The organism is Bacteroides sp. 14(A), assembly GCF_000526555.1.
Lineage (GTDB): Bacteria > Bacteroidota > Bacteroidia > Bacteroidales > Bacteroidaceae > Bacteroides > Bacteroides cellulosilyticus.
Genome location: NZ_JAGH01000002.1, coordinates 2,839,371 through 2,860,090, shown reverse-complemented (window position 1 = coordinate 2,860,090; position 20,720 = coordinate 2,839,371). Strand labels below are relative to the sequence as shown.

Annotated in this window: 14 protein-coding genes; 5 read left to right on the top strand and 9 right to left on the bottom strand. The window is 43.6% G+C overall.

What is annotated here, in order from left to right:
* The first annotated feature begins 98 nt into the window (after positions 1–98).
* Positions 99–800 carry a rhomboid family intramembrane serine protease gene (locus K429_RS0118345; RefSeq protein ID WP_026367848.1) on the top strand — a complete coding sequence of 234 codons (702 nt, stop codon included), beginning with the start codon at positions 99–101 and terminating at the stop codon, positions 798–800.
* On the opposite strand, the gene K429_RS0118340 is transcribed toward K429_RS0118345, so the two are convergent.
* From K429_RS0118340 to K429_RS0118325, 3 genes are all read right to left on the bottom strand, one after another.
* Positions 795–1,421, bottom strand: a complete 627-nt coding sequence (locus K429_RS0118340; RefSeq protein WP_007212700.1) for a lysine exporter LysO family protein — start codon at positions 1,419–1,421, stop codon at positions 795–797. The genes K429_RS0118345 and K429_RS0118340 overlap by 6 nt on opposite strands.
* Positions 1,418–1,699, bottom strand: coding sequence for a LysO family transporter (locus K429_RS0118335; RefSeq protein WP_007212699.1), 282 nt, complete (start codon positions 1,697–1,699; stop codon positions 1,418–1,420). The genes K429_RS0118340 and K429_RS0118335 overlap by 4 nt, the downstream gene beginning before the upstream one ends.
* Before the next feature lie 406 nt (positions 1,700–2,105).
* On the bottom strand, positions 2,106–2,705 hold the full coding sequence (locus K429_RS0118325; RefSeq protein ID WP_007215438.1) for a MarC family protein: 600 nt from the start codon (positions 2,703–2,705) through the stop codon (positions 2,106–2,108).
* Positions 2,706–2,880: 175 nt separating this feature from the next.
* Here K429_RS0118325 and K429_RS0118320 point away from each other — a divergent pair, with 175 nt between their 5' ends.
* Entirely contained in the window at positions 2,881–3,546 is a 666-nt protein-coding gene (locus K429_RS0118320; protein WP_026367847.1) for a Crp/Fnr family transcriptional regulator, read from the top strand.
* A gap of 8 nt (positions 3,547–3,554) precedes the next feature.
* On the opposite strand, the gene K429_RS0118315 is transcribed toward K429_RS0118320, so the two are convergent.
* Positions 3,555–4,832 (bottom strand): rhamnogalacturonan acetylesterase, encoded by a 1,278-nt coding sequence (locus K429_RS0118315; protein WP_026367846.1) that lies wholly within the window; start codon positions 4,830–4,832, stop codon positions 3,555–3,557.
* Positions 4,833–5,220: 388 nt separating this feature from the next.
* Positions 5,221–6,348, bottom strand: coding sequence for a glycoside hydrolase family 88 protein (locus K429_RS0118310; protein ID WP_026367845.1), 1,128 nt, complete (start codon positions 6,346–6,348; stop codon positions 5,221–5,223).
* A 250-nt stretch (positions 6,349–6,598) separates the two neighbouring features.
* On the opposite strand from K429_RS0118310, the gene K429_RS0118305 reads away from it, so the two are divergent.
* Positions 6,599–8,695: a beta-galactosidase gene (locus tag K429_RS0118305; protein ID WP_369796090.1), complete on the top strand. Its 2,097-nt coding sequence runs from the start codon at positions 6,599–6,601 to the stop codon at positions 8,693–8,695.
* Between the two features lie 155 nt (positions 8,696–8,850).
* Here the strand turns inward: K429_RS0118305 and K429_RS0118300 are convergent, their stop codons facing one another.
* Genes K429_RS0118300 through K429_RS0118285 form a run of 4 tightly spaced genes read right to left on the bottom strand, consistent with a single transcriptional unit; the run spans position 8,851 to position 15,065 of the window.
* Positions 8,851–10,467: a hypothetical protein gene (locus tag K429_RS0118300; RefSeq protein WP_026367843.1), complete on the bottom strand. Its 1,617-nt coding sequence runs from the start codon at positions 10,465–10,467 to the stop codon at positions 8,851–8,853.
* A gap of 12 nt (positions 10,468–10,479) precedes the next feature.
* Entirely contained in the window at positions 10,480–11,634 is a 1,155-nt protein-coding gene (locus tag K429_RS0118295; protein WP_026367842.1) for a DUF4249 domain-containing protein, read from the bottom strand.
* A 6-nt stretch (positions 11,635–11,640) separates the two neighbouring features.
* A complete protein-coding gene (locus K429_RS0118290) occupies positions 11,641–14,373 on the bottom strand; it encodes a TonB-dependent receptor domain-containing protein (protein ID WP_026367841.1) in 2,733 nt (910 codons plus the stop codon).
* 2 nt (positions 14,374–14,375) lie between these two features.
* Entirely contained in the window at positions 14,376–15,065 is a 690-nt protein-coding gene (locus K429_RS0118285; RefSeq protein WP_044096739.1) for a hypothetical protein, read from the bottom strand.
* Positions 15,066–15,463: 398 nt separating this feature from the next.
* Between K429_RS0118285 and K429_RS0118280 the strand changes: the two genes are divergently transcribed.
* Positions 15,464–18,595 carry a TonB-dependent receptor gene (locus K429_RS0118280; RefSeq protein ID WP_026367839.1) on the top strand — a complete coding sequence of 1,044 codons (3,132 nt, stop codon included), beginning with the start codon at positions 15,464–15,466 and terminating at the stop codon, positions 18,593–18,595.
* A 26-nt stretch (positions 18,596–18,621) separates the two neighbouring features.
* The gene (locus K429_RS0118275; protein ID WP_007215429.1) at positions 18,622–20,706 is read left to right on the top strand and encodes a RagB/SusD family nutrient uptake outer membrane protein; all 2,085 of its coding nucleotides are present in this window, start codon (positions 18,622–18,624) and stop codon (positions 20,704–20,706) included.
* The last annotated feature ends 14 nt before the right edge of the window (positions 20,707–20,720 follow it).

Here is a 20,720-nt window from a genome sequence, read left to right as displayed (position 1 = left end):
AATTAAAGACAATACGCAAAATAAAAAGTTCATTTATTTTCGTTTTTTACTTAAATATTCGTAGCATTGTACCAAAATAACAGAAACCAGTAAGAAAGATGAAGCAAGATGTACGCCGGATAGCCCTGGCAGCAGTTATACCGTTATTCCTCATTTTTATTCTTTACTTGCTAAAGTTCCTTGAAGTCGGTATGGACTGGGATTTCAGGAGGTTAGGTGTGTATCCTATGGAACAAAGAGGGGTATTCGGTATCTTTGCGCACCCGTTAGTACACGGCAGTTTGAGGCATCTGTTAGCAAACACTTTGCCGTTATTCTTTCTGTCGTGGTGTTTGTTCTACTTTTACCGGCACATTGCTTCCTATATATTCTTTGCCATCTGGATAGGCTGCGGTGCACTCACCTTTCTTATAGGTAAACCGGGATGGCACATCGGAGCCAGTGGCATCATCTACGGCCTGGCCTTCTTCCTTTTTTTCAGCGGTATCCTGCGAAAGCATGTACCATTGATTGCCATCTCCTTATTAGTTACCTTTCTATATGGCGGGCTTATCTGGAATATGTTCCCATTCTTTGCCAAAGAAACCACCTCATGGGAAGGACACCTCAGCGGAGCGATAGCCGGCACTATCTGTGCCATAGCATTCATGGAATATGGACCTCAACGACCGGACCCGTTTGCAGATGAGGAAGAAACACCCGATGAAGAGTCCGGTGAAGAGGGGAAGGGATATGAGGAAGAAGAAAATACAGAAGTAAAGGCAGACTTCAATAGACCGGAAGAAGATCCGGCATCATAGTTTGCAAAACATAGAAACAAAGAATGGTACACTCATATCAATGAGTAAGCCGTGGAAAATAGCTATAGGCACCATCTCTTTCCCGGAATAGCGGGTAATTACAGGCAATATCACATCCATTGAATTGACACCAGCGGCTGATATAGGTGCCAATCTGCCGAAGTATCGTACCAATAGCGGTGCACCCAGCAGAGCCATCATTTCCCTGAATATATTAGCTAACAGAGCAATTGTCCCCAACTCCGTAGCCAGCTGAAGTCCGATTGAAGCTTCCTTGAACTGCGTTATCAGCACAGAAGAAAGAGAATAATAAGCAAAACCACTCCCCACCGCCATACAGTCAAATATACTCCAACGGCTAAGCAGCAGACTGGCCAGAGCCGAGAAAAGCAGAGTTCCACCAATAGTAGCCAACGGAATCAGCAAGAACTTCAGACGGAGCTGAGAAATCATGCTCTTCAGTTCCTTATTGGAACCAATACTGATGCCGATCTGGAACATCAACGCATACAATATATAGATAGACATATTACCTGTCTTCAAATCCACCGGGAGATATCCCAAAGCTCCCAAAAGGCATCCGCCCACAAAAAATCCCAATACAATCAAACTATCTTTCATACCTTTTTCTTTTTAGAAGTGAAAAACAATTTTAATACAAGCCATGAAGCCAAAATGCTGCCTACAGTAGCAGATAAAGCCAATAAGGCTGCCTGCCATCCAAAAGAGAACAGATTATCTACAATCAGTCTGTTGGACCCTATAGTGACGCCCAAAACAAATAGTAACAAAAATACTGTATAAGATATGGATACCTCCACTTTGCGCAAAAACGAGATACGACGCAAACCATAACCGATTATTATGCCTAAGATCATCAGGCCAAGTATTTTAAACATATCAACTCTAGTTTAGATCATACGCGGGGCAACAACCTGCCGGACAGAGGAGCTTATTCCTTCGCTCCCACTGGCAAGTATGCAACAACAACCGCAATTACAAAATAATTAGTAACTGAAAAACAGACTACCGGCATCATTGTATCCGGCAAAAAAGAAAAATAATGTAGGATAACTTAGATGAAACCGCTAAACCAATGTACATGCACGACACTACAGCAACAGATTTGTTCGTTCTGCAGCAATCGTTTCAGAGGATTATATGTACATAAATGTTTCATCATTGTCTTGAATTTGGGTGCAAAGGTATAGCTTTGCTGCATATTTTCCAAATATATATTCAACAAAATAAAGAAAAGGCTCAGTATAAGCCATATTTCAACAAGAGATTAAAACCGGAGAATATTTATGTTTTATGTAACGCCTCCACCAGCAACGTAATGTTCGCCATAAACAGCCTCACCGAAATAGCCAACAGAATGATACCGAAAAACTTACGGATAATATAAATACCGCCCTTACCCAGGAAGCGTTCCACACGCCCGGTCATACTAACAACAAAATACACCCATATCATATTCAGCACCAAAGCGATGATAATATTAACACTGGCATACTCCGCACGGAGGGAAAGCAAGGTGGTAAATGCACCGGCACCCGCCAGCAACGGGAAAACCAGCGGCACTAAAGTCGCTTCCTTAATAGGTCCCTGATTCTTAAATATCTCTACATCCAGAATCATTTCCAGCGACATCAGGAAGATAACAAATGCACCGGCCACCGCAAACGATTCAATATCTACATGAAATAACTTTAACATCATGTCTCCTGCGTAGAAAAAGCCAATCAACAATGCAAAAGATATTAACGTAGCCTTCAGCGCGTTCACTTCTTTGCCTTTTTCCTTCAAATTGATGATGATAGGAATAGAACCAATGATATCGATAACTGCGAACAGTACAATAAAAGCACTGATCATTTGTTGTAAATTGAATGCTGCAAACATGTGTCCCTCCTTTTTTTTGCAAAGATAATCGATTTTTATGCATTCCACAAGATTTAATTGCCTGAATGAATAGCACGTTTAAGAAATAATAAAAAAAACAAAAAGAAAGGCAAAGTGTTTACGGTACATAGCGATTATGCTTACATTTGTTTTCAAACAAGAAGTTGATAAAGATATGGAAACGATGTATGACACCCTGCTCCAATTGCCACTGTTTCAAGGACTCGCTCATGAGGACTTCACTAATATATTGGGAAAAGTAAAATTACATTTCACCAAGCATAAAGTTGGAGAAACTTTAGTAAAAAAAGGAACAACATGTGGACAGTTAATATTTATCTTGAACGGGGAAATCGCTTCATCCACCTCATCCACAGATAACTCTTACACCTTCACGGAGTATTTTCAGGCACCATACCTGATTGAACCGCAATCTTTGTTCGGCATGAATACGTCTTACGTATCCACTCACATAGCTCGTACAGAAGTAAATACCGTAACTATCAGTAAGGCATTTGTGATGAACGACCTGTTCAGATATGAAATTTTCCGCCTCAACTATATGAATATCATCAGTAACCGGGCACAAACGTGCTATAACCGTTTGTGGACGAAAGTTCCGGAGAAGCTCGAAGCGCGGATCGCCGATTTTATCCTCTCCCACATCGAACGTCCTTCCGGAGAAAAGATACTGAAAATCAAGATGGAAGAACTTGCAAATGCCATCAATGATACACGATTGGGAGTATCGAAAGCATTGAATGGCATGCAAGAAGACGGCCTGTTGGAATTACACCGGGGAGAAATAGTGATTCCGGATATAGAGAGGTTGGTTCCCTAAAACCTCTCTCAATTACCGTCCGGCTTTTCCAGTTCCGTAAACGGACTTTCATTCCACTTAAAAGTTTCGCGAGCATCCGGACAGGCAGGATCATATCCTTCATTATCCGTCCGTAAATACTTCACCAAAGGTAATCCGGCTTGTTTCATTCCTTCAATAACGCATTTGGCTATCTGATAAGCACCATACGGATTAAAATGAGTATTATCCGCCAAAGGTTTGTCTTGCCCCGGATAGGTATTGGCAGGATAGTGTACGAAAGCATGCTTGGATTCCTCCACTCCCATAGCCTCATACAGAATACGCGTCATGGCATGCAGGTCTATCAAAGGAATATTTTCCTTTTCCGCCAGCCAGCGCACTGCATCGGGAAAATCAAGATGGGTATCTTTAATCTTTCCATTTTCATCGAAGCTACGTCTTTGGGTAGGAGTTACCAATACGGGGTGCACTCCACGGGCACGGGCTTCATCAACAAAGGTTTTCAGACTTGTCATAAAAGAATAGAAGGCACCTTTGCCGGGACCTTTCTGCTTCTGATCGTTGTGTCCGAATTCCATGAAGATATAATCTCCCGATTTCATCTGCGTCAAGGCTTTCTTCAAACGTCCGGCAGCAATGAAAGTATTGGCAGACTCTCCGGATTCGGCATAGTTGGCAAAGCAAATGCTATCGGTAAAGAAACGGGGAACCATCTGTCCCCAACTGGCCCAAGGTTCATTATCCTGATCCACTACAGTGGAGTTACCGCATAAAAAGACTGTAGGAACATTTTCTATACGCTCAATGATTAGTTCGGTCAGCTGAGGAGTATCTCCGTTAAACTCTAAAGTCAGTTTGTCATCCCAATTCAGCTTGCTGCGTTCGCGCGGCTTGATGCGCACATCTTCTTTGTCGGAGATGTGGATATCGCGTTTGTTAATGGTAAAGGAACAAGGGAGCAATTCTCCTTTCTTTGTTTTTACATTTTCGTAAAAGAGGCGGCGTGATTCTCCTCGGAGTGTTGTCTCTCCTGCACTGCGTTTACTGCCGATGATAGCTGTGACGTGATAATTCCCGTCCGGTACGGCAACTGAAAAAAAGAAAGGAGCGTGGTTCTTTCCATCCGGAGACGGAGAGAGATCATATCCGTAGCCTTTCGCATTGGAATACCGATCAGCAGATGTTATCTTGATATATCCGTCCTTCGTTTTCTTACCGGAGGTAAAATCGAACTTGTAACTTTGTGCTCCGACATTCAAAGTTATAGATAGTCCTAAAATTATTAATGCAATAAGCTGTCTCATACTTCTTTCATTTTATGTTAGTTAGTTAATTCGTCAGATTAATAAATGATAATTTACCAGCGTAGCGCTGGAGCAAGGTTCTCCTTCGGCGTGCAAGTAATCTTTCAGACACGGATGACACGGATGACGCGGATTCTTTTTTCCTTCGGTGTGATATGCCGGTATGTATAGCGCAGCTTTAAAAATCCGCGTCATCCGTGTCATCCGCGTCTAAAAGATTAAAGTCCGCGTTCGTCCGCCTTATCCGCGTAGTCCGCGTACCCATTCCCTCGCCGATAAATTATCATTTATATGCAAAGAAAAAGAAAAGGAACGACTTCACAGCCCCTCCTTCCTCCTAATTGATTCTTTTATCAATTATACTATAATCTATGAAATCTGTTACTAATTAATTCAATTTATACACTTCCGTACCAGCCAGCAAGAAACATCCTATACCATAATCCTCAAAATCAGGTATTTTATCATAAGTCACCGGCTGGCCATCCTTTGGTTCCTTTCCCGTTCCCTGTACATACCCCAGACACCCGTCCGGATGAACAGCATCCTGCACCATCGCATTCCAGGCCTTCAGCAATACCGGAAGATACTCTTTTTTATCCAACAAGCCATTACGCACGCCCCAAGCCATTCCATAAACGAACAAAGCCGTACCACTTGTCTCTTTCCCACCGAAGTTTGTCTCATCATGCAAACTCACATTCCAGAAACCATCCTTACGCTGACATTTCTTTATTGCCTTACTCATGGCCAGGAAGTCATTGACATAATCCACACGATGCACCTCATCCGCCGGAATTTCTTCCAGCACCCGTACCAGTGCGGCATAAGCCCAACCATTGCCCCTACTCCAATAACAATCTTCCCCATTAGGTTCTTTATAAGGCGGAACAAAATCATGATCTCTCCACCACAACCCGTCTTTAGGATTGAACAGTCCGTTCTTGGCATATTCATTGCGGGTATAGCTATACAATTCCCACATCTTATCAGTATATTTCCGCTCTCCTGTCAGTTTACCCAGCTTAGCATAAATAGGCATCGCCATCTGTATGGCATCCACCCACCACCAATCATTCACCTGCGGAGTATTAACCACCATGTCAATATTGACCTTGATATTCTTAATCATCTCCGGGTCAGGACAGATATTATACAATTCGATATAAACCTGTCCGCAACACTGGTCGTCCGCATTGCGGGTAGTATTCCCGTTACGCATTCCCCATTTATGATAATCGGCCCACTGATAAGCGTAATCATAATACTCTTCCCGAGGAAAAACGGAATGCAACGCCATCAGTCCTTCATAGTACACTCCCCTTGTCCAGATATTGCTGGGACGAATAATACCATTATAAGACGGAGTACGATAGTCTGCGTACTTCTTCATGAAGTAATTATTCACTTTTATTAAGGTTTCGAGCGTCTCTTTTCTGTCAGGCAATCCTTGCGCACTGATGCTTCCGCAAACGAGACTCATTAGAAGGAAAACTCCTATTAGCTTCTTTTTCATGATGTGGTTATTATGTATCCATTATTCCGTTCATTAATTCATGTTGCGAAAATAGCCCATTTCACTGTCTCAATGAATGGAAACATGTACATTTGCATGGAAATTCATCTAAAAGAGTCCTATATTGCAGGGAATTGCACTATTTTCCATAGGCTCTTTTTCATGGGTAGCTTACCTTTGTATACATATAAATCCATCAAGAAAAACATCCATGAAAAAGCAGATCTTCACCCTACTCTGTACATGCCTGATGAGCGGAATGCTCTTTGCACAGTCCACTTGGTTCAATGACAAAGACCTCACCCTGACCGGCGTCTACTACTATCCCGAACATTGGGACGAAAGCCAGTGGGAACGCGACTTCAAGCAAATGCACGACTTAGGTTTTGAGTTCACCCACTTCGCCGAATTCGCCTGGGCACAATTGGAACCGGAAGAAGGTAAATTTGATTTTGCCTGGTTGGACAAAGCAGTCGCTCTGGCAGATAAATACAAACTAAAAGTAGTGATGTGTACCTCCACCGCCACCCCACCCGTCTGGTTAAGCCGCAAATATCCTGAAATCCTGATTAAATACGAAGACGGAACACTCCTCGACCACGGTGCACGTCAGCATGCCTCGTTCGCTTCTCCCCGCTATCGGGAGCTTTCCTACAAGATGATAGAAAAACTGGCGCAACATTATGGCAACGATCCCCGTATTGTGGGCTGGCAACTCGACAATGAGCCTGCCGTACAATTCGATTATAACCAGGCCGCGGAAGTAGCGTTCCGTGATTTCCTGAGGAATAAATATCATAATAATATCAAAGAATTGAATGATGCCTGGGGCACTGCTTTCTGGAGTGAAGTCTACTCCGCTTTCGATGAAATCACTCTCCCCAAGACCGCACAGATGTTTATGAATCATCACCAGATATTGGATTACCGGCGCTTTGCAGCCCGGCAGACCAATGATTTCCTGAACGAGCAATGTCTGCTGATTAAGAAGTATGCCCGCAACCAATGGGTAACCACCAATTATATTCCCAACTACGATGAAGGACACATCGGTGGAAGTCCCGATCTGGATTTTGTGAGCTACACCCGCTACATGGTTTACGGTGACAACGAAGGTATCGGGCGTCGCGGATACCGGGTAGGAAACCCTCTACGCATTGCTTTCGCCAACGATTTTTTCCGTCCCGTACAGGGAACTTACGGTGTGATGGAGTTACAACCGGGACAAGTGAATTGGGGAAGCATCAATCCGCAACCGCTGCCCGGTGCTGTCCGGCTATGGCTTTGGAGCGTATTTGCGGGCGGAAGTGATTTTATTTGTACATACCGTTATCGCCAACCGCTTTACGGAACAGAGCAATATCATTACGGAATTGTGAATACGGACGGAACAACCATCACTCCCGGAGGACGTGAATTCGAGCAATTCATTAAGGAAGTGAAGCAACTGCGCACGCAGGCAAAGGCACGTGATGTGAAGCCTGCCGATTATCAAGCCCGTCGCACCGCCATTCTTTTCAACCATGAAAACGCATGGAGCATCGAAAGACAAAAACAAAACCGCACCTGGAATACAATGGCACATATCGACAAGTATTACCGCACCTTGAAGAGTTTCGGTGCTCCGGTCGATATCATCAATGAAAGCAAAGACCTGTCACAGTATCCGGTAGTCATCGCTCCTGCCTATCAGATGGCGGACAAGACATTGGCAGACCGCTGGAATGAATACGTAAGAAATGGAGGTAATCTGGTATTAACCTGTCGCACGGCACAGAAAGACCGTTACGGGCGTTTACCGGAAGCTCCTTTCGGCTCGCTTATCTACGACCTGACGGGAAATGAAATGGAATTTTATGACCTGTTGCTCCCCGAAGAACCGGGAAAGTTTGTGATGGATGGCAAAGAATACACCTGGAACACTTGGGGAGAAATACTAAAACCAAGCAAGGATTGCCAGATCTGGGGAAAGTATATCGAAGAATTTTATGAAGGAAAACCGGCCATTACTACCCGTAAACTTGGCAAAGGTACTATCACATACATAGGAATCGACAGTACGGACGGAACCTTGGAAAGGGATGTTCTTAAAAAACTCTATGCGAAACTAAACATCCCTGTAATGGATCTGCCCTATGGTGTGACAATGGAATACCGCAACGGTTTGGGGATAGTCCTTAATTATAGCGACAAACCTTATAACTTTACCCTCCCTGAAGGAGCCAAAGCTTTGATCGGAACTACAGAGATTCCGACAGCAGGCGTACTGGTGTTTGCTTTAACTCCTAGTATGAACAATACAGGCTATTGGAACCGGAAGATACAACCCTTTCAGGTGGAAGAATAAGACCTTTCAGGTTCATCTCATAATCCTCTTATGCAAAAGATGGCATCTTTTGCTGCGAAAGGTGCCATGTTATGCTACAAAAGATGGCATCTTTTGATGTTAAAGATGCCATCTTTTGCATGAGGATACTAAGAGAAGAGCCTGAAAGGAATATACTATCGTACTACAAACTCACCTTGTACTTGTACACACTCTCCTTTGCTGTTAATCCCTTGCAGGGTTGCCACATAAGTTCCTTTCATATCCGATGTGTAGAAACTGACAGTATTCGTTGCAGACGTAATATCCGGATTCCAATAAAGCGTGTGGCGGAAATCGGGAATACGTGAATGCAGTTGCTCTTCCGAGTCATATACCGGAGCTGTAAAATCAGGACGGTTCTGCGGGAATTCATAAGCAAACAATTGGGAATTCTCATCCAGGCGTAGTCCGGGAAGGGTTCCACGATGTGTTATCATCGAAATGATTCCATCGTACAGTTTACCGCCAAACGTATATCTGCCGCTATACTGATGAATATAATGCAATAAACGCGCATTATAGTCCAATACTGCATCATGATCTTCAATAGGAACTCCGTCTATCAGTACCAACGCTTTTAAGCTACTGAACCGCTTTACATCATCCTGCAATATTCTGATAATCGTTGCGCCATCCGCCTTGCTTACGCGTACTCCCATTACAAATTCTACAAAAGCTTCACGGACCGTATTGAAACGAACATATTCATCCAGATTATAACTGAGTGAAGGGGTGAAATCGTGCAACTGTTCCAACACAGCCTGTTCGTGAGTGGAATCTACCGGTAAGATGTGGTGTAATTGCGCTCCGATACTACGTTCTATCAATGCTTCCTCATCATATGCCAATCGAAGCTTGGGAAGTTTCGCGGGCAGCACTTCTGCAAAAGGAGATATTACTTCCAACCGGCCCGCACGTCCTTTTCCCGGCAAAGCCGTCAACACTATATCTTGGGTATTCATGATTTCCGAGGTATAGAAGGCGTAAGTGCCATCGGACTGTAGTTGCCCGTCAAAGATACGGATATCCTTTCCAACACACGATAGCCGGGCATTCACCGAATCGGCCGATGCTCCTATTAATCTTCCGGTCACAATATGTCCTTCGCACTCGGCAATAAAGCGTTCTCCGGCAGTCTTATTGTTTTTTTGCACTTCAACGGCAGACGGAAAAGCCTGTAACGCACAATCCCTTCTCACCACAGACAAAGAAAAATCCTTCAGATCACCCGGCAGTTCCGGTAACTTCAAAGTCACCTTACTGCGATTTCCATACACGGCTTTATCGGTTGACAAACGTAACGACGAAAGTACCGGATTACCCGAAGTCAAAGAAACCGAATCTTTTAATAATTCCACATCATCTCCGTCCGTGGCCTGACTGGCGTTCAGAACAGCAATATATTTCTTCGGGAAGCGGTCTGCTGACTGATTTCTCATGTAACGGGTATAAGCCGTAAGCTGATAGGCACCCGAATGCATAGTTTGCGGGAATTTGATACGCCCCCATCCGGTTCCATTCTTCAAGGCAATCTTGCCTTGTGCATACACCTGGCGCATATCGCTGATCTCCACATAAGCCACTTTACTGAACGGAGCTTCTGCCGAATCCGTCACACAGACTTTTATCCACAAATCTTCTCCTGCCAGATAATTATCCTTATCCGTATATATTCGCATACATTCAGTGACCTGCGCCTGTAAGCCCAGCACCGAAATCAAACCAATAATGATCGATATAATTCTTTTCATAATACTCCGATATTAATATCCCCTGTCCGGTAACGGCCAGAAAGAAGGTTTATTGAGAGTCGCCCCCAAACTACGCACATCAGTACATTCCTTTTTAGCCCACTGATACCCCGTCATTTCAGAAAAGGCAATGCGATATCCCGCTATATATAAATCATAATTACTTTTGTTTTCCGTTTCTCCATCCGGTAAAAGACTACACTCATACGGATTATCATATTGTATGTCATTGGTAGAAATATAAAGACGGTACTCGCTTACATTCATATTGACTCCCACATAACCAATGGCTTGTTTATCCGAATTGCTGCAAGTGATATTAGTAGGCAGTTCCGAGGGTTGGGGAGTGAACAAACCGCCCATCTCTTCGCTCAATTTCACCTTGTTCTCATAATACTCGAACTCTCCTTTTGACAAGGCTCTCTGCTTCATCAACGTACTGTAATAATACGAAGCGCGGAGATTGTCGGAGGCAAAAGAATACATTTTTTTATTCTTCAATAGATTTTCGGCATTCGATTCCGTAGAGCCAACAAGCGTTTTAGTGGACTCCGCATGAATCCAGCCTTGCGCATAAGGTGCTGTTTCATAAATATGTACTTCATCTGTCACAGGATCATATATCCATTTAGAATAAAATGCCGCCCTTACTTCCCAGTCTTCCTCATAAGTCCAGATATAATATGCCGGTCCTGTAGCCCCTGCATTGCGCGTAGAGAGGCGAATGTGTATATCCCCGTAATCTTCCGGCTGCTCAAAAGTGACCTCTTCGATTGCAGCCGTTTCTATCGGATACTGTAGTTCAGAATTATACGTATCCCCTTCATATACAATTTCCAGTCCGTAACGCACTTGCTTATTCAGCGTTCCTATCCGTACCTGATACCGTCCGTCACCAATGGAAGTTCCCGCTATGCGCGAACCGTCTTCTCCCACAACACTGACATCGGCTGTAATCTTATTATATCCCGAAGGCAAGTCATCTTCATTTAAGGAAAAAGTACGGCTCAATGAAAACACGACAGTACTGTCTGATATAATATTACCCTCAACCACCAGCAAGCCTACACCGCCGTCCGGAATCTTAGCATCGAACTCATCTATACAGTTGCTCAAAGTAAAACCGAGCAAACTTATCAGGATTATTATATTCGTTCTTTTCTTCATATCCCTTTAGAATTTTATGTTATAAGTAATAAAAGGAATAGGAGCGCCGAAAATGGACATCTTATATCCCTGCACACTACCATTCTCAGATACATAATAAATGGAATAAACATTCTTCCTTCCGGTCAGGTTATAGACACCGAAGGAAATAGAACTATGCGTCAGCAGAGTCAGATGATGACTCGGCTCTATATTGAAAGCAAGATCAAGACGGAAGTAATCGGGAACCCGGTAACTGTTACGGTCCGTGTAGTACACCTGCATGGATTGCAATCCCTGGTCGTAATATTGTCCGGCAGGAATGGTAGTAGGGCGACCCGTACTATAATCCATATTGAAAGACACACTGTAACGACGGGTAAACTTATAGTTTCCCACCAACTTGAAGTCATGCGGTTTGTCATACTCCGTCGGATACCAGTCTCCACCATTGACCGGGCGGGCTATGCGCGGGTCATTCTGGCGCAGGAAAGTACGCGAATATGTATAACTGGCCCATCCGTTCAACTTGCCGGACGGCTTCTTTACCTGGAATTCAACGCCATAGGCATATCCTTCCGTATTAATCACGTCCGTTTCCAGATGATGATTCATGATCAGCCTGGCCGAACTGCGATAATCCAGATAATCGTTCAGTTTCTTATAGTACCCTTCCACCGACAACTCCAGTACCTGGCCGGGTGTATTATAATATGCCCCTGCTGCCAGCTGCCAGCCATTCTGGGGTTTAATATTCGTATCACTCAGTTTCCAGGTATCCGTAGGCGACATAATGGTAGTATTCGATACCTTATGAATATACTGCCGCATGGTGTTGAAGCCTGCCTTTACGGAGAAGTCATCATTGAAAGCATAGCGGGCAGACAATCTGAACTCCGGCCCCTGATAGGTCTTAACCACTTTTCCGCCACCCACTGATACAGAGTCAACAACGGTGGTGGAAGAAGGAAGCATACCATCCTGATAAGTATAATACGTGCGCGGACCCAAAAGGTTGAACATGGAATAGCGTATACCCGCATTTACGGATAGTTTAGGGGTTATCTCCCATTGGTCTCCAATGTAAATGGCACTTTCCAGCGCTTTATCCTTTTGAAGCTGGTCCCATTTCACCAGCGAACTTTCATACAGTGGTTCATAAGTTCCTGAGTTGATATTATAGAACTGGCTCATGAGCCCAAAGTTCAAGGTATGGTTATTATCCAGCTTGTAACTAAAATCAACCTTTCCAAACCATTGGTTGATAGCGAATGACAAGCGGGCAGCTGCCGCCTCTTCTACCGATTCATCATTCCGGTAATCATAATGATCATAACCGAAAGAGAAATTTGCCGTCAGCTTCTCAGAGAATATGCTTCTCCAGTTTGCAGAGAAGTTCATATTGTTGTAAGCGTACTTCTGGTTATCGTTAAAAGCGAAACGGTCATGGCTGTAATAGCCGTATATATTTAGTTTATTACGCTCATTCAATGTATGCGAGAATACGCCTCCCAAATCGTAAAATCCGGCTTTACCATCACGGTAGCCACTCTTTTCGGGCAGCATCTTCATGATCCAGTCCGAGTATGTGGTACGTCCGCTCAAAAGAAGTGAAGTCTTCTCTTTAATGATCGGTATTTCAAGATTCAGTTTACTGGTGACAAGTCCGATGCCCGCCGAACCCGTAAACTTCTCCTTACTCGCCTCTTTACTTGTTATATTCAGCACGGATGCAATACGCCCTCCATACTGACTGGGAATACTGCTTTTATAAAGTTCCGCATCCTTTATCATGTCCGAATTAAAGGCAGTGAAAAAACCGAATAAGTGGTTCGGATTATAAATAGTTCCATTATTCAGCAACAACAGATTCTGGTCGGCAGCACTTCCGCGCACGTTATAGCCACTGGATGCCTCCCCCACAGTTTTGATACCCGGAAGAGTTTGAAGCATCTTCAGTAAATCCACCTCCCCCATAGCTGTAGGAATGTTCTTCAGTAAACTGGGCTGGAACTTCTCCATTCCCAGCTGAGTGCTCCTTACATTCTGCATACGCCCGGAGACGATGAGAACCTCATCCAGCAAATGGTTTTCTTCTTCCAGTTCTATGTGGGTAGCTCCCTCTCCATACACCATGAACTGCCGGCGTGTTTCCTTTATATTCAGTCCATTGATTTCAATGGTATTATATCCGACGGGAAGCTTAATGGTAAAATTCCCCTGACGGTCGGTAGCTGTGGCAACCCACGGTTCCCGGTGGACGATGTTAATTCCTTCCAGATTCTGTCCGGACTTGAAATCCGTTACTTTTCCGGTCAGCACCACCATCTCTTCCGAAGAAGGCTTATATCTGTTCCCTATCTCGTAAACCTTATTCTCCGAAGAAGATTTTACGACAGGAATAAAAGAAGAGGCCTGTTCTTCTTCCTTCATCTGTTCTCCTTTCAAGATCGGAGTAAGCGTGGTAGATAAAAACGCTTCAGGCAGAACGAAGATCCGGTTGCCATAGACAGTAACTTTATAACGTGTTGCAGTCAATGCTTGTCGCAGACTCTCAGCAGTAGGTTTTAAGGTCTCAGCCTTTTTCACTTTAAACGGCTCTGCAATCGTCGTATAGATGCGGCACGAAGTGTTTTTCTCAACGGCATCTATCAGTTCAAAAATAGAAATACTATCTCCTGCCTGCTGCTGTGCAAATGCCACGAAAGGGGATATAATAAACAGAATGGCTGCTATATACCTTATTTTATATATTGTCATAACTATTTCTTATTAATTAGAGAATCTGCATGTCTTGTTAGCTCAGTCAACGACTCTGCACGAAAGAGCGTATTAAAACTCAATTGCTCTTCCTTTGCATACTTCTTCAATTGTTTCTTATAAGCCGGAAAGAGCTTCAGAAAACTGGAACGGGAAGTCACGGTATGGTCCACCCCATCTTTAGACAAAACAAAACGTGCAGGCTTTTCGAACTGTCTATAGCTGATCCGTCCTTTCTCAACAGGCGTCCCCACTTTGCACTGAACATACTGAGTCAATCGCATTTGCGGACTATCATATAGGATTGCAGCAAAAGTATCGTTATGCGGCACAAACTTTTTATCTCCAATAATGAAATAGTCTACTTTCCTCATGTCAACCTGGAGGAGTATTCGTTTTTCGGGAGTAATTACGATCAATTGCTTCTTAAAAGTATCATATCGAAGTTGCAGGTCGGTATACACTAACCCACCATAGCAAACCGCTCCTTTCTTAAACTCATCCGTATCCCAATAAGGATGGTTTATATAGAGATATGGACTATAGCCCACTTCCACTTTACTGGTATAAAGCGCTGCATAATCTCCTGCCGCTTTCCTGAATTCATCAGAAAGAGACTGCTGTGTATACACCGGAGACAAGATACAGAATGTGCATAACAGGATAAGTAAATATACCTTTCGAATGTCCATAAAATATTAAGATTTAAAAAAAGGATGCCTTTAAAAGACAATTATTTGCCTAAAGGAAGCAATTAATAATAGAGAAGTGTGCATAAAGGTTAAAACATTTAGATTTATTAAGTATTGCAGTCTATAGACCTATATATTCACCTGCCTATCACCAACATTACTAATATGAAAACCCGGAATAATTAAAATGCCATTGGGACTATTCATTTTGATTTTAGCCATGAGTATTGACACAATTTTCGAGTCAGAAAGACGGAATTTTCCATGCTTTGACACAATCCTACATTCCCTTTTCTACCCCATACATGTATATTTGCAACACTTTTTCACAGCAAGGAGACCTGAGAATCTCCTAAGAGAATAGAAAACTAACTTTTGTTTAACTTAATAATTAAAGTATGAAAAACAGCAAGAATTTAAGCTTGTTTGGTCGCACGGGTAAACTCCAGCGGCTGTTCCTCATCGCTTTGTTTTCAGTATTGGCTATAGGGGCTTATGCGCAAAGCAAAACAGTTTCGGGCACTGTGGTTGACCAAACCGGAGAACCGATCATCGGTGCTAATGTTGTAGTGAAAGGTACTACTAACGGAATTATCACTGATCTGGACGGCAGGTTTACTCTTTCCAACGTACCGGATAAAGGTACTATCTCAATTTCTTTCATAGGCTATCAAGATCAGGAGATTTCCGTTGCCGGGAAAACGAATTTGCAAGTGACATTACAGGAAGATAATGCCATGCTGGATGAAGTTGTAGTAGTAGGTTACGGCGTTCAGAAGAAGAGTGACGTAACCGGTGCTATGGCTCGCGTAGGCGAAAAAGAACTGAAAGCGATGCCTGTCAAGAATGCGCTGGAAGGAATGCAGGGAAAAACTGCCGGTGTGGACATCACATCCAGCCAACGCCCGGGTGAAGTCGGTGGTATCAATATCCGCGGTGTACGTTCTATCGATGCGGAGCAAGGTCCTTTGTATGTTGTTGACGGTATGATTATCCAAACCGGCGGCATCGAAAACATCAATCCTTCGGATATTGAAGCTATCGACATTCTGAAAGATGCTTCTGCAACTGCCATTTATGGTTCCCGCGGTGCAAATGGCGTAATCCTCGTGACTACCAAGAAAGGTAAACAAGGAAAAGTGACGCTGAACTATTCCGGTACAGTCACTTTTGAGACATTGCATGATGTAACCGAGATGATGAGTGCGGCAGAATGGTTGGACTATGCACGTACTGCCAAGTATAACATGGGTTCTTATGCTTCTGCAACTCCCGATTATACAGCTGATAAAGCTATTTTCGGCAGCGTCGCCGCTTCATGGGCAAATATTGAGCAAGCATGGTCAAACGGAACTTATGATGCTTCAAAAGTCGGTTCCTATGACTGGGCATCCAACGGAAAGCAAACCGGTATCACCCACGAGCATACTTTAAGTGCATCAGGCGGTTCAGAAAAATTCCAGGGATATGCCTCATTCGGTTATTTAAACCAGAAAGGTACACAACCGGGACAGGCTTACGAACGCTATACCCTGAAGACCTCATTTGACATTAATCCGATAGATTTCTTCAAAATGGGAACTTCAATCAATGCTTCTTATTCGGATCAGGATTACGGTTACAATTTCTCCAAATCAGTAACCGGTTCGGGCGACCTTTACAATGCTTTAAGAAGTATGCTCCCCTGGACTGTGCCTTATGATTCAAACGGTGACTACATTCGTAATCCTAATGGTGATGTAAATATCATCAATCCGATTCGGGAATTGGACTACAACACCAACCAACGTCGTACTTTCCGTGCCAACGCCAGTATGTATGCCCAGGTTGATTTCGGGAAAATATGGGAACCGCTGGAAGGTCTTTCGTACAGACTCCAGTTCGGTCCTGAATTCCAATACTATACGTTAGGAATTGCAAATGCCGCCGGAGGTATCAATGGTGATGGTAACAACGGCGCCCAGTACAAAAACGAACAGAAGCGTTCATGGACATTGGACAACCTGATTTATTATAATAAGAGATTTGCCGAACACCATAATTTAGGTCTGACATTAATGCAGTCAGCTTCAGCATATCACTACGAAATGGGCGATATGAGAGCCACTAACGTTGCTTCTGCCGATGAGTTATGGTACAATTTAGGTACTGCCGGCACTCTGAGTTCCTTTGGTACAGGACTGACTGAAACTCAAATGGCATCTTATATGGTCCGCGTGAACTATGGTTTCAAAGATAAATATCTGTTGACAGCTTCCATGCGTTGGGATGGTGCCTCACAGTTGGCTCCGGGACACAAATGGGCCAGTTTCCCCTCTGCAGCTTTGGCATGGCGCATTGATCAGGAAGACTTCATGAAAGACATTAACTGGCTCAGTCAATTAAAACTCCGTTTCGGTGTCGGTGTAACCGGAAATGCTGCAATTGATGCTTATGCTACTAAAGGTGCCATCACTGGTTTGTATTACAACTGGGGACAGACAGACTCCTCTCTGGGTTATGTTCCTTCAGATCCTTCTGCAAAAGATCCCGCCAAGATGGCCAACTCCGAACTAGGATGGGAAAGAACAACGCAGTACAACCTGGGTATTGACTACGGCTTCTTTAATAACAGACTGAGCGGTAGTATTGATGCTTACAAGACTAAAACCAATGATTTGTTGCTGGCCATGTCCATACCTTCACTGACAGGTTATACTTCTACTTATGCCAACGTCGGTAAGACTTCCGGTTGGGGTATCGACTTACAGGTAAATGCCGTTCCCGTTGAGACTAAAGATTTTACCTGGAACAGTACCGTAACCTGGTCAATGGATAGAAACAAGATTGATGAACTGTCCAACGGCAGAACTGAAGACGTAAACAATAACTGGTTCGTCGGAGAAGAAATCGGTGTATATTATGATTATGTGTATGATGGTATCTGGAAAACTTCGGAAGCGGAAGAAGCAGCCGTATATGGCCGCAAACCCGGTCAGATCAAAGTAAAAGACCTTAATAATGATGATAAGATTGATGCAACCAACGACCGTCAGATTGTAGGCCACGTACGTCCTCGCTGGACAGCAGGCTGGACTAACACATTCAATTACAAGAACTTCGAGCTGTCTGTCTTCATTCTTTCACGTTGGGGATTTGATGTACCCCAAGGTTCACTCACCTTGGATGGACGCTACATGCAACGTAAAATTGATTACTGGGTAGCAGGCACCAACGAAAACGCAGAATATTATTCTCCGGGGTCAAACGGTGAAGCCGCCGATACCTACAGTTCTTCTATGGGCTATCAGGATGGATCTTACATCAAAGTCCGTAATATTTCATTAGGCTATAACTTCACAACGAAACAGCTGAAGAACACAGGACTCAGCAATTTGAAAGTATATGTACAGGCCATGAATCCATTCTCCATTTACAAGGCTTGCGACTGGCTGGATACAGATTTAATGAACTATGACAACAATAAGAAGACATTCGGTTCGCCTACCACAATCAAGAGTTTTGTAATTGGTGTTAACATCGGATTCTAACAAACCATTAAAAAAGAAAGAACATTATGAAATTAAACAAAATATTATTTGCAGCCGCATTAGCCAGTGTGATAGGCGGTTCAATGACTTCATGCAGCGAATCTTTTTTGGATGAAGATTTAAAGACCCAATACAGCACAGACCGTTTCAAGACGCAGGAAGGTCTGGACGAATTGGTGACAGGTGCTTATCAGAAACTGAAATTCAAATTCAACTACATCTGGGCTATCGAATGCCACAACATGGGTGTAGACGAATTTACAGATGCCAACAACACCATGCCGGCATGGAATCACTATAGTCAGGACTTAAATTCTTCTGAGAACGGAGCCAACCAGCCGATGTGGGATAATTATTATGGATTAGTAGAACCGGCAAATATCATTATCAGCAATATGCCGCAATACTATAATCAGAGTAGCGCAACTTACAATACCCGCTTGGGAGAAGGTTATTTTTTAAGAGCCTATGCATATTTTGAACTGGTAAAGCAGTTCGGAGGAGTCCCCTTGAAACTGACTCCTTCAACCAGTGCAGAGACTTACTTTACACGCAACAGTGAAGAAGAAATCTATGCTCAAATTATAGCAGACCTGGAAGAGGCATATAGATTATTGCCTCAAAAAGGGGAAGCGACAGGGCGTATCACGAAATATGCCGCCGCACATTTCCTGGCAAAAGCCCATTTATTCCGTGCTTCAGAATTGTATAGCGGCTGGAACAGCAGTTATGTATCAACTGACCTTGATGCTGTCATCAAATACGGACAGGAAGTAGTTGCAGCACATCCCCTGTGCACTAACTATGTAGAACTGTGGGATTATAATGAGCCCAATGGAGCGAATGAAAAAGTAAGTGAAGTTATTTTAGCCGCTCAATTCTCCAATGACGAAGCCACATGGGGACGCTACGGTAATCAAATGCATCTTTACTATCCTTCCGTATATCAAGATATGGCGGGAACCAAACGTGATATCTCAGGAGGACGTGAATTCTCGTATGTCAGTGCAACCGAATATACCATGCAGGTGTTTGACCGCGTAAACGACTCTCGCTTCTGGAAATCATTCATCACCTGTTACGGAGCGAACGATACAAACGGTGCGCCCACCTGGACTAAAGAAGACATTGCCAGCGGATATGCTCCCGCAGGAGCGAAAGAAGGCGATAAACGTTTTGTTGCTGGTGAGCTTGGTCTCAAATATATCGTGAATAATCCGGGAGATACCCGTTATGAATCGTATGTGAATGATCCGACTCAGAACGTGCTGAAAAACGGTGTTATTTGTAATACCCATACTTATGTTCGCTATTTCAAAAGCCAAGCTCATAGCTGGAATGTATCCTCTTATACAGGCAACTATTATGGTATCATTCCTCACAAACGTTCTGTAGCTTTATCCAAATTCCGCGATGGATATCGTAACTCGATCGCTTCGCAGTTCGGTACACGCGACGCCATTATCGCCCGTTCGGCCGATGACGTTCTGATGATTGCAGAAGCCTATATCCGTAAAGGTGAGTCTAATTATAGCAATGCAATCGAATGGATCAACAAACTTCGTGAACGTGCAGGCTATGCGGCCGGCGAAGATCGTAGCAAAAATGTAGATGGCGGTCAGTCATACAAGAACAATTCTTATTGCTCCGGCAAAGGTGGAGGTTATTCCGCTGACGGTGCAATCTATTCTGATGCCAATACTTACTATGAATCCAATAATATGGAAGGACAGGAAACAACGGCTTCCACCAAGAATGCAATGATACTAAGCAGTGTAGAAGATGTTTATAACTCTTCTGCAGATGCACCTATCTATACAGAATTAGGTTGTAGCAGTAATGCAGACAAGATGATGTGTTTCTTATTGAATGAACGTACTCGTGAACTTTGCGGTGAGTTACTCCGCTGGGAAGACCTGGCACGTACCAAAACATTAGACACACGCTGGCACAAATTTAATGATGGTGTATCCAGAGGTATCGGTGAGTTTAATTCATCTAAACACTATTATCGCCCCATTCCACAATCATTCTTGGATGGTATTACCAATGCATCCGGCAGTGCTCTGAGCAAAGAGGAAAAGGACGCCCTGCAGAATCCCGGTTATTAATTGATTCTACAGAA

Bases quoted from the DNA above. Each gene is read 5' to 3' on its own strand.
- K429_RS0118345 (WP_026367848.1), top strand. From the start codon at position 99: ATGAAGCAAGATGTACGCCGGATAGCCCTGGCAGCAGTTATACCGTTA.
- K429_RS0118300 (WP_026367843.1), bottom strand. From the start codon at position 10,467: ATGAAAAGAATTATATCGATCATTATTGGTTTGATTTCGGTGCTGGGC.
- K429_RS0118275 (WP_007215429.1), top strand. From the start codon at position 18,622: ATGAAATTAAACAAAATATTATTTGCAGCCGCATTAGCCAGTGTGATA.
- K429_RS0118285 (WP_044096739.1), bottom strand. From the start codon at position 15,065: ATGGACATTCGAAAGGTATATTTACTTATCCTGTTATGCACATTCTGT.
- K429_RS0118305 (WP_369796090.1), top strand. From the start codon at position 6,599: ATGAGCGGAATGCTCTTTGCACAGTCCACTTGGTTCAATGACAAAGAC.
- K429_RS0118290 (WP_026367841.1), bottom strand. From the start codon at position 14,373: ATGACAATATATAAAATAAGGTATATAGCAGCCATTCTGTTTATTATA.
- K429_RS0118280 (WP_026367839.1), top strand. From the start codon at position 15,464: ATGAAAAACAGCAAGAATTTAAGCTTGTTTGGTCGCACGGGTAAACTC.
- K429_RS0118335 (WP_007212699.1), bottom strand. From the start codon at position 1,699: ATGTTTAAAATACTTGGCCTGATGATCTTAGGCATAATAATCGGTTAT.
- K429_RS0118315 (WP_026367846.1), bottom strand. From the start codon at position 4,832: ATGAGACAGCTTATTGCATTAATAATTTTAGGACTATCTATAACTTTG.
- K429_RS0118310 (WP_026367845.1), bottom strand. From the start codon at position 6,348: ATGAAAAAGAAGCTAATAGGAGTTTTCCTTCTAATGAGTCTCGTTTGC.
- K429_RS0118295 (WP_026367842.1), bottom strand. From the start codon at position 11,634: ATGAAGAAAAGAACGAATATAATAATCCTGATAAGTTTGCTCGGTTTT.
- K429_RS0118325 (WP_007215438.1), bottom strand. From the start codon at position 2,705: ATGTTTGCAGCATTCAATTTACAACAAATGATCAGTGCTTTTATTGTA.
- K429_RS0118340 (WP_007212700.1), bottom strand. From the start codon at position 1,421: ATGAAAGATAGTTTGATTGTATTGGGATTTTTTGTGGGCGGATGCCTT.
- K429_RS0118320 (WP_026367847.1), top strand. From the start codon at position 2,881: ATGGAAACGATGTATGACACCCTGCTCCAATTGCCACTGTTTCAAGGA.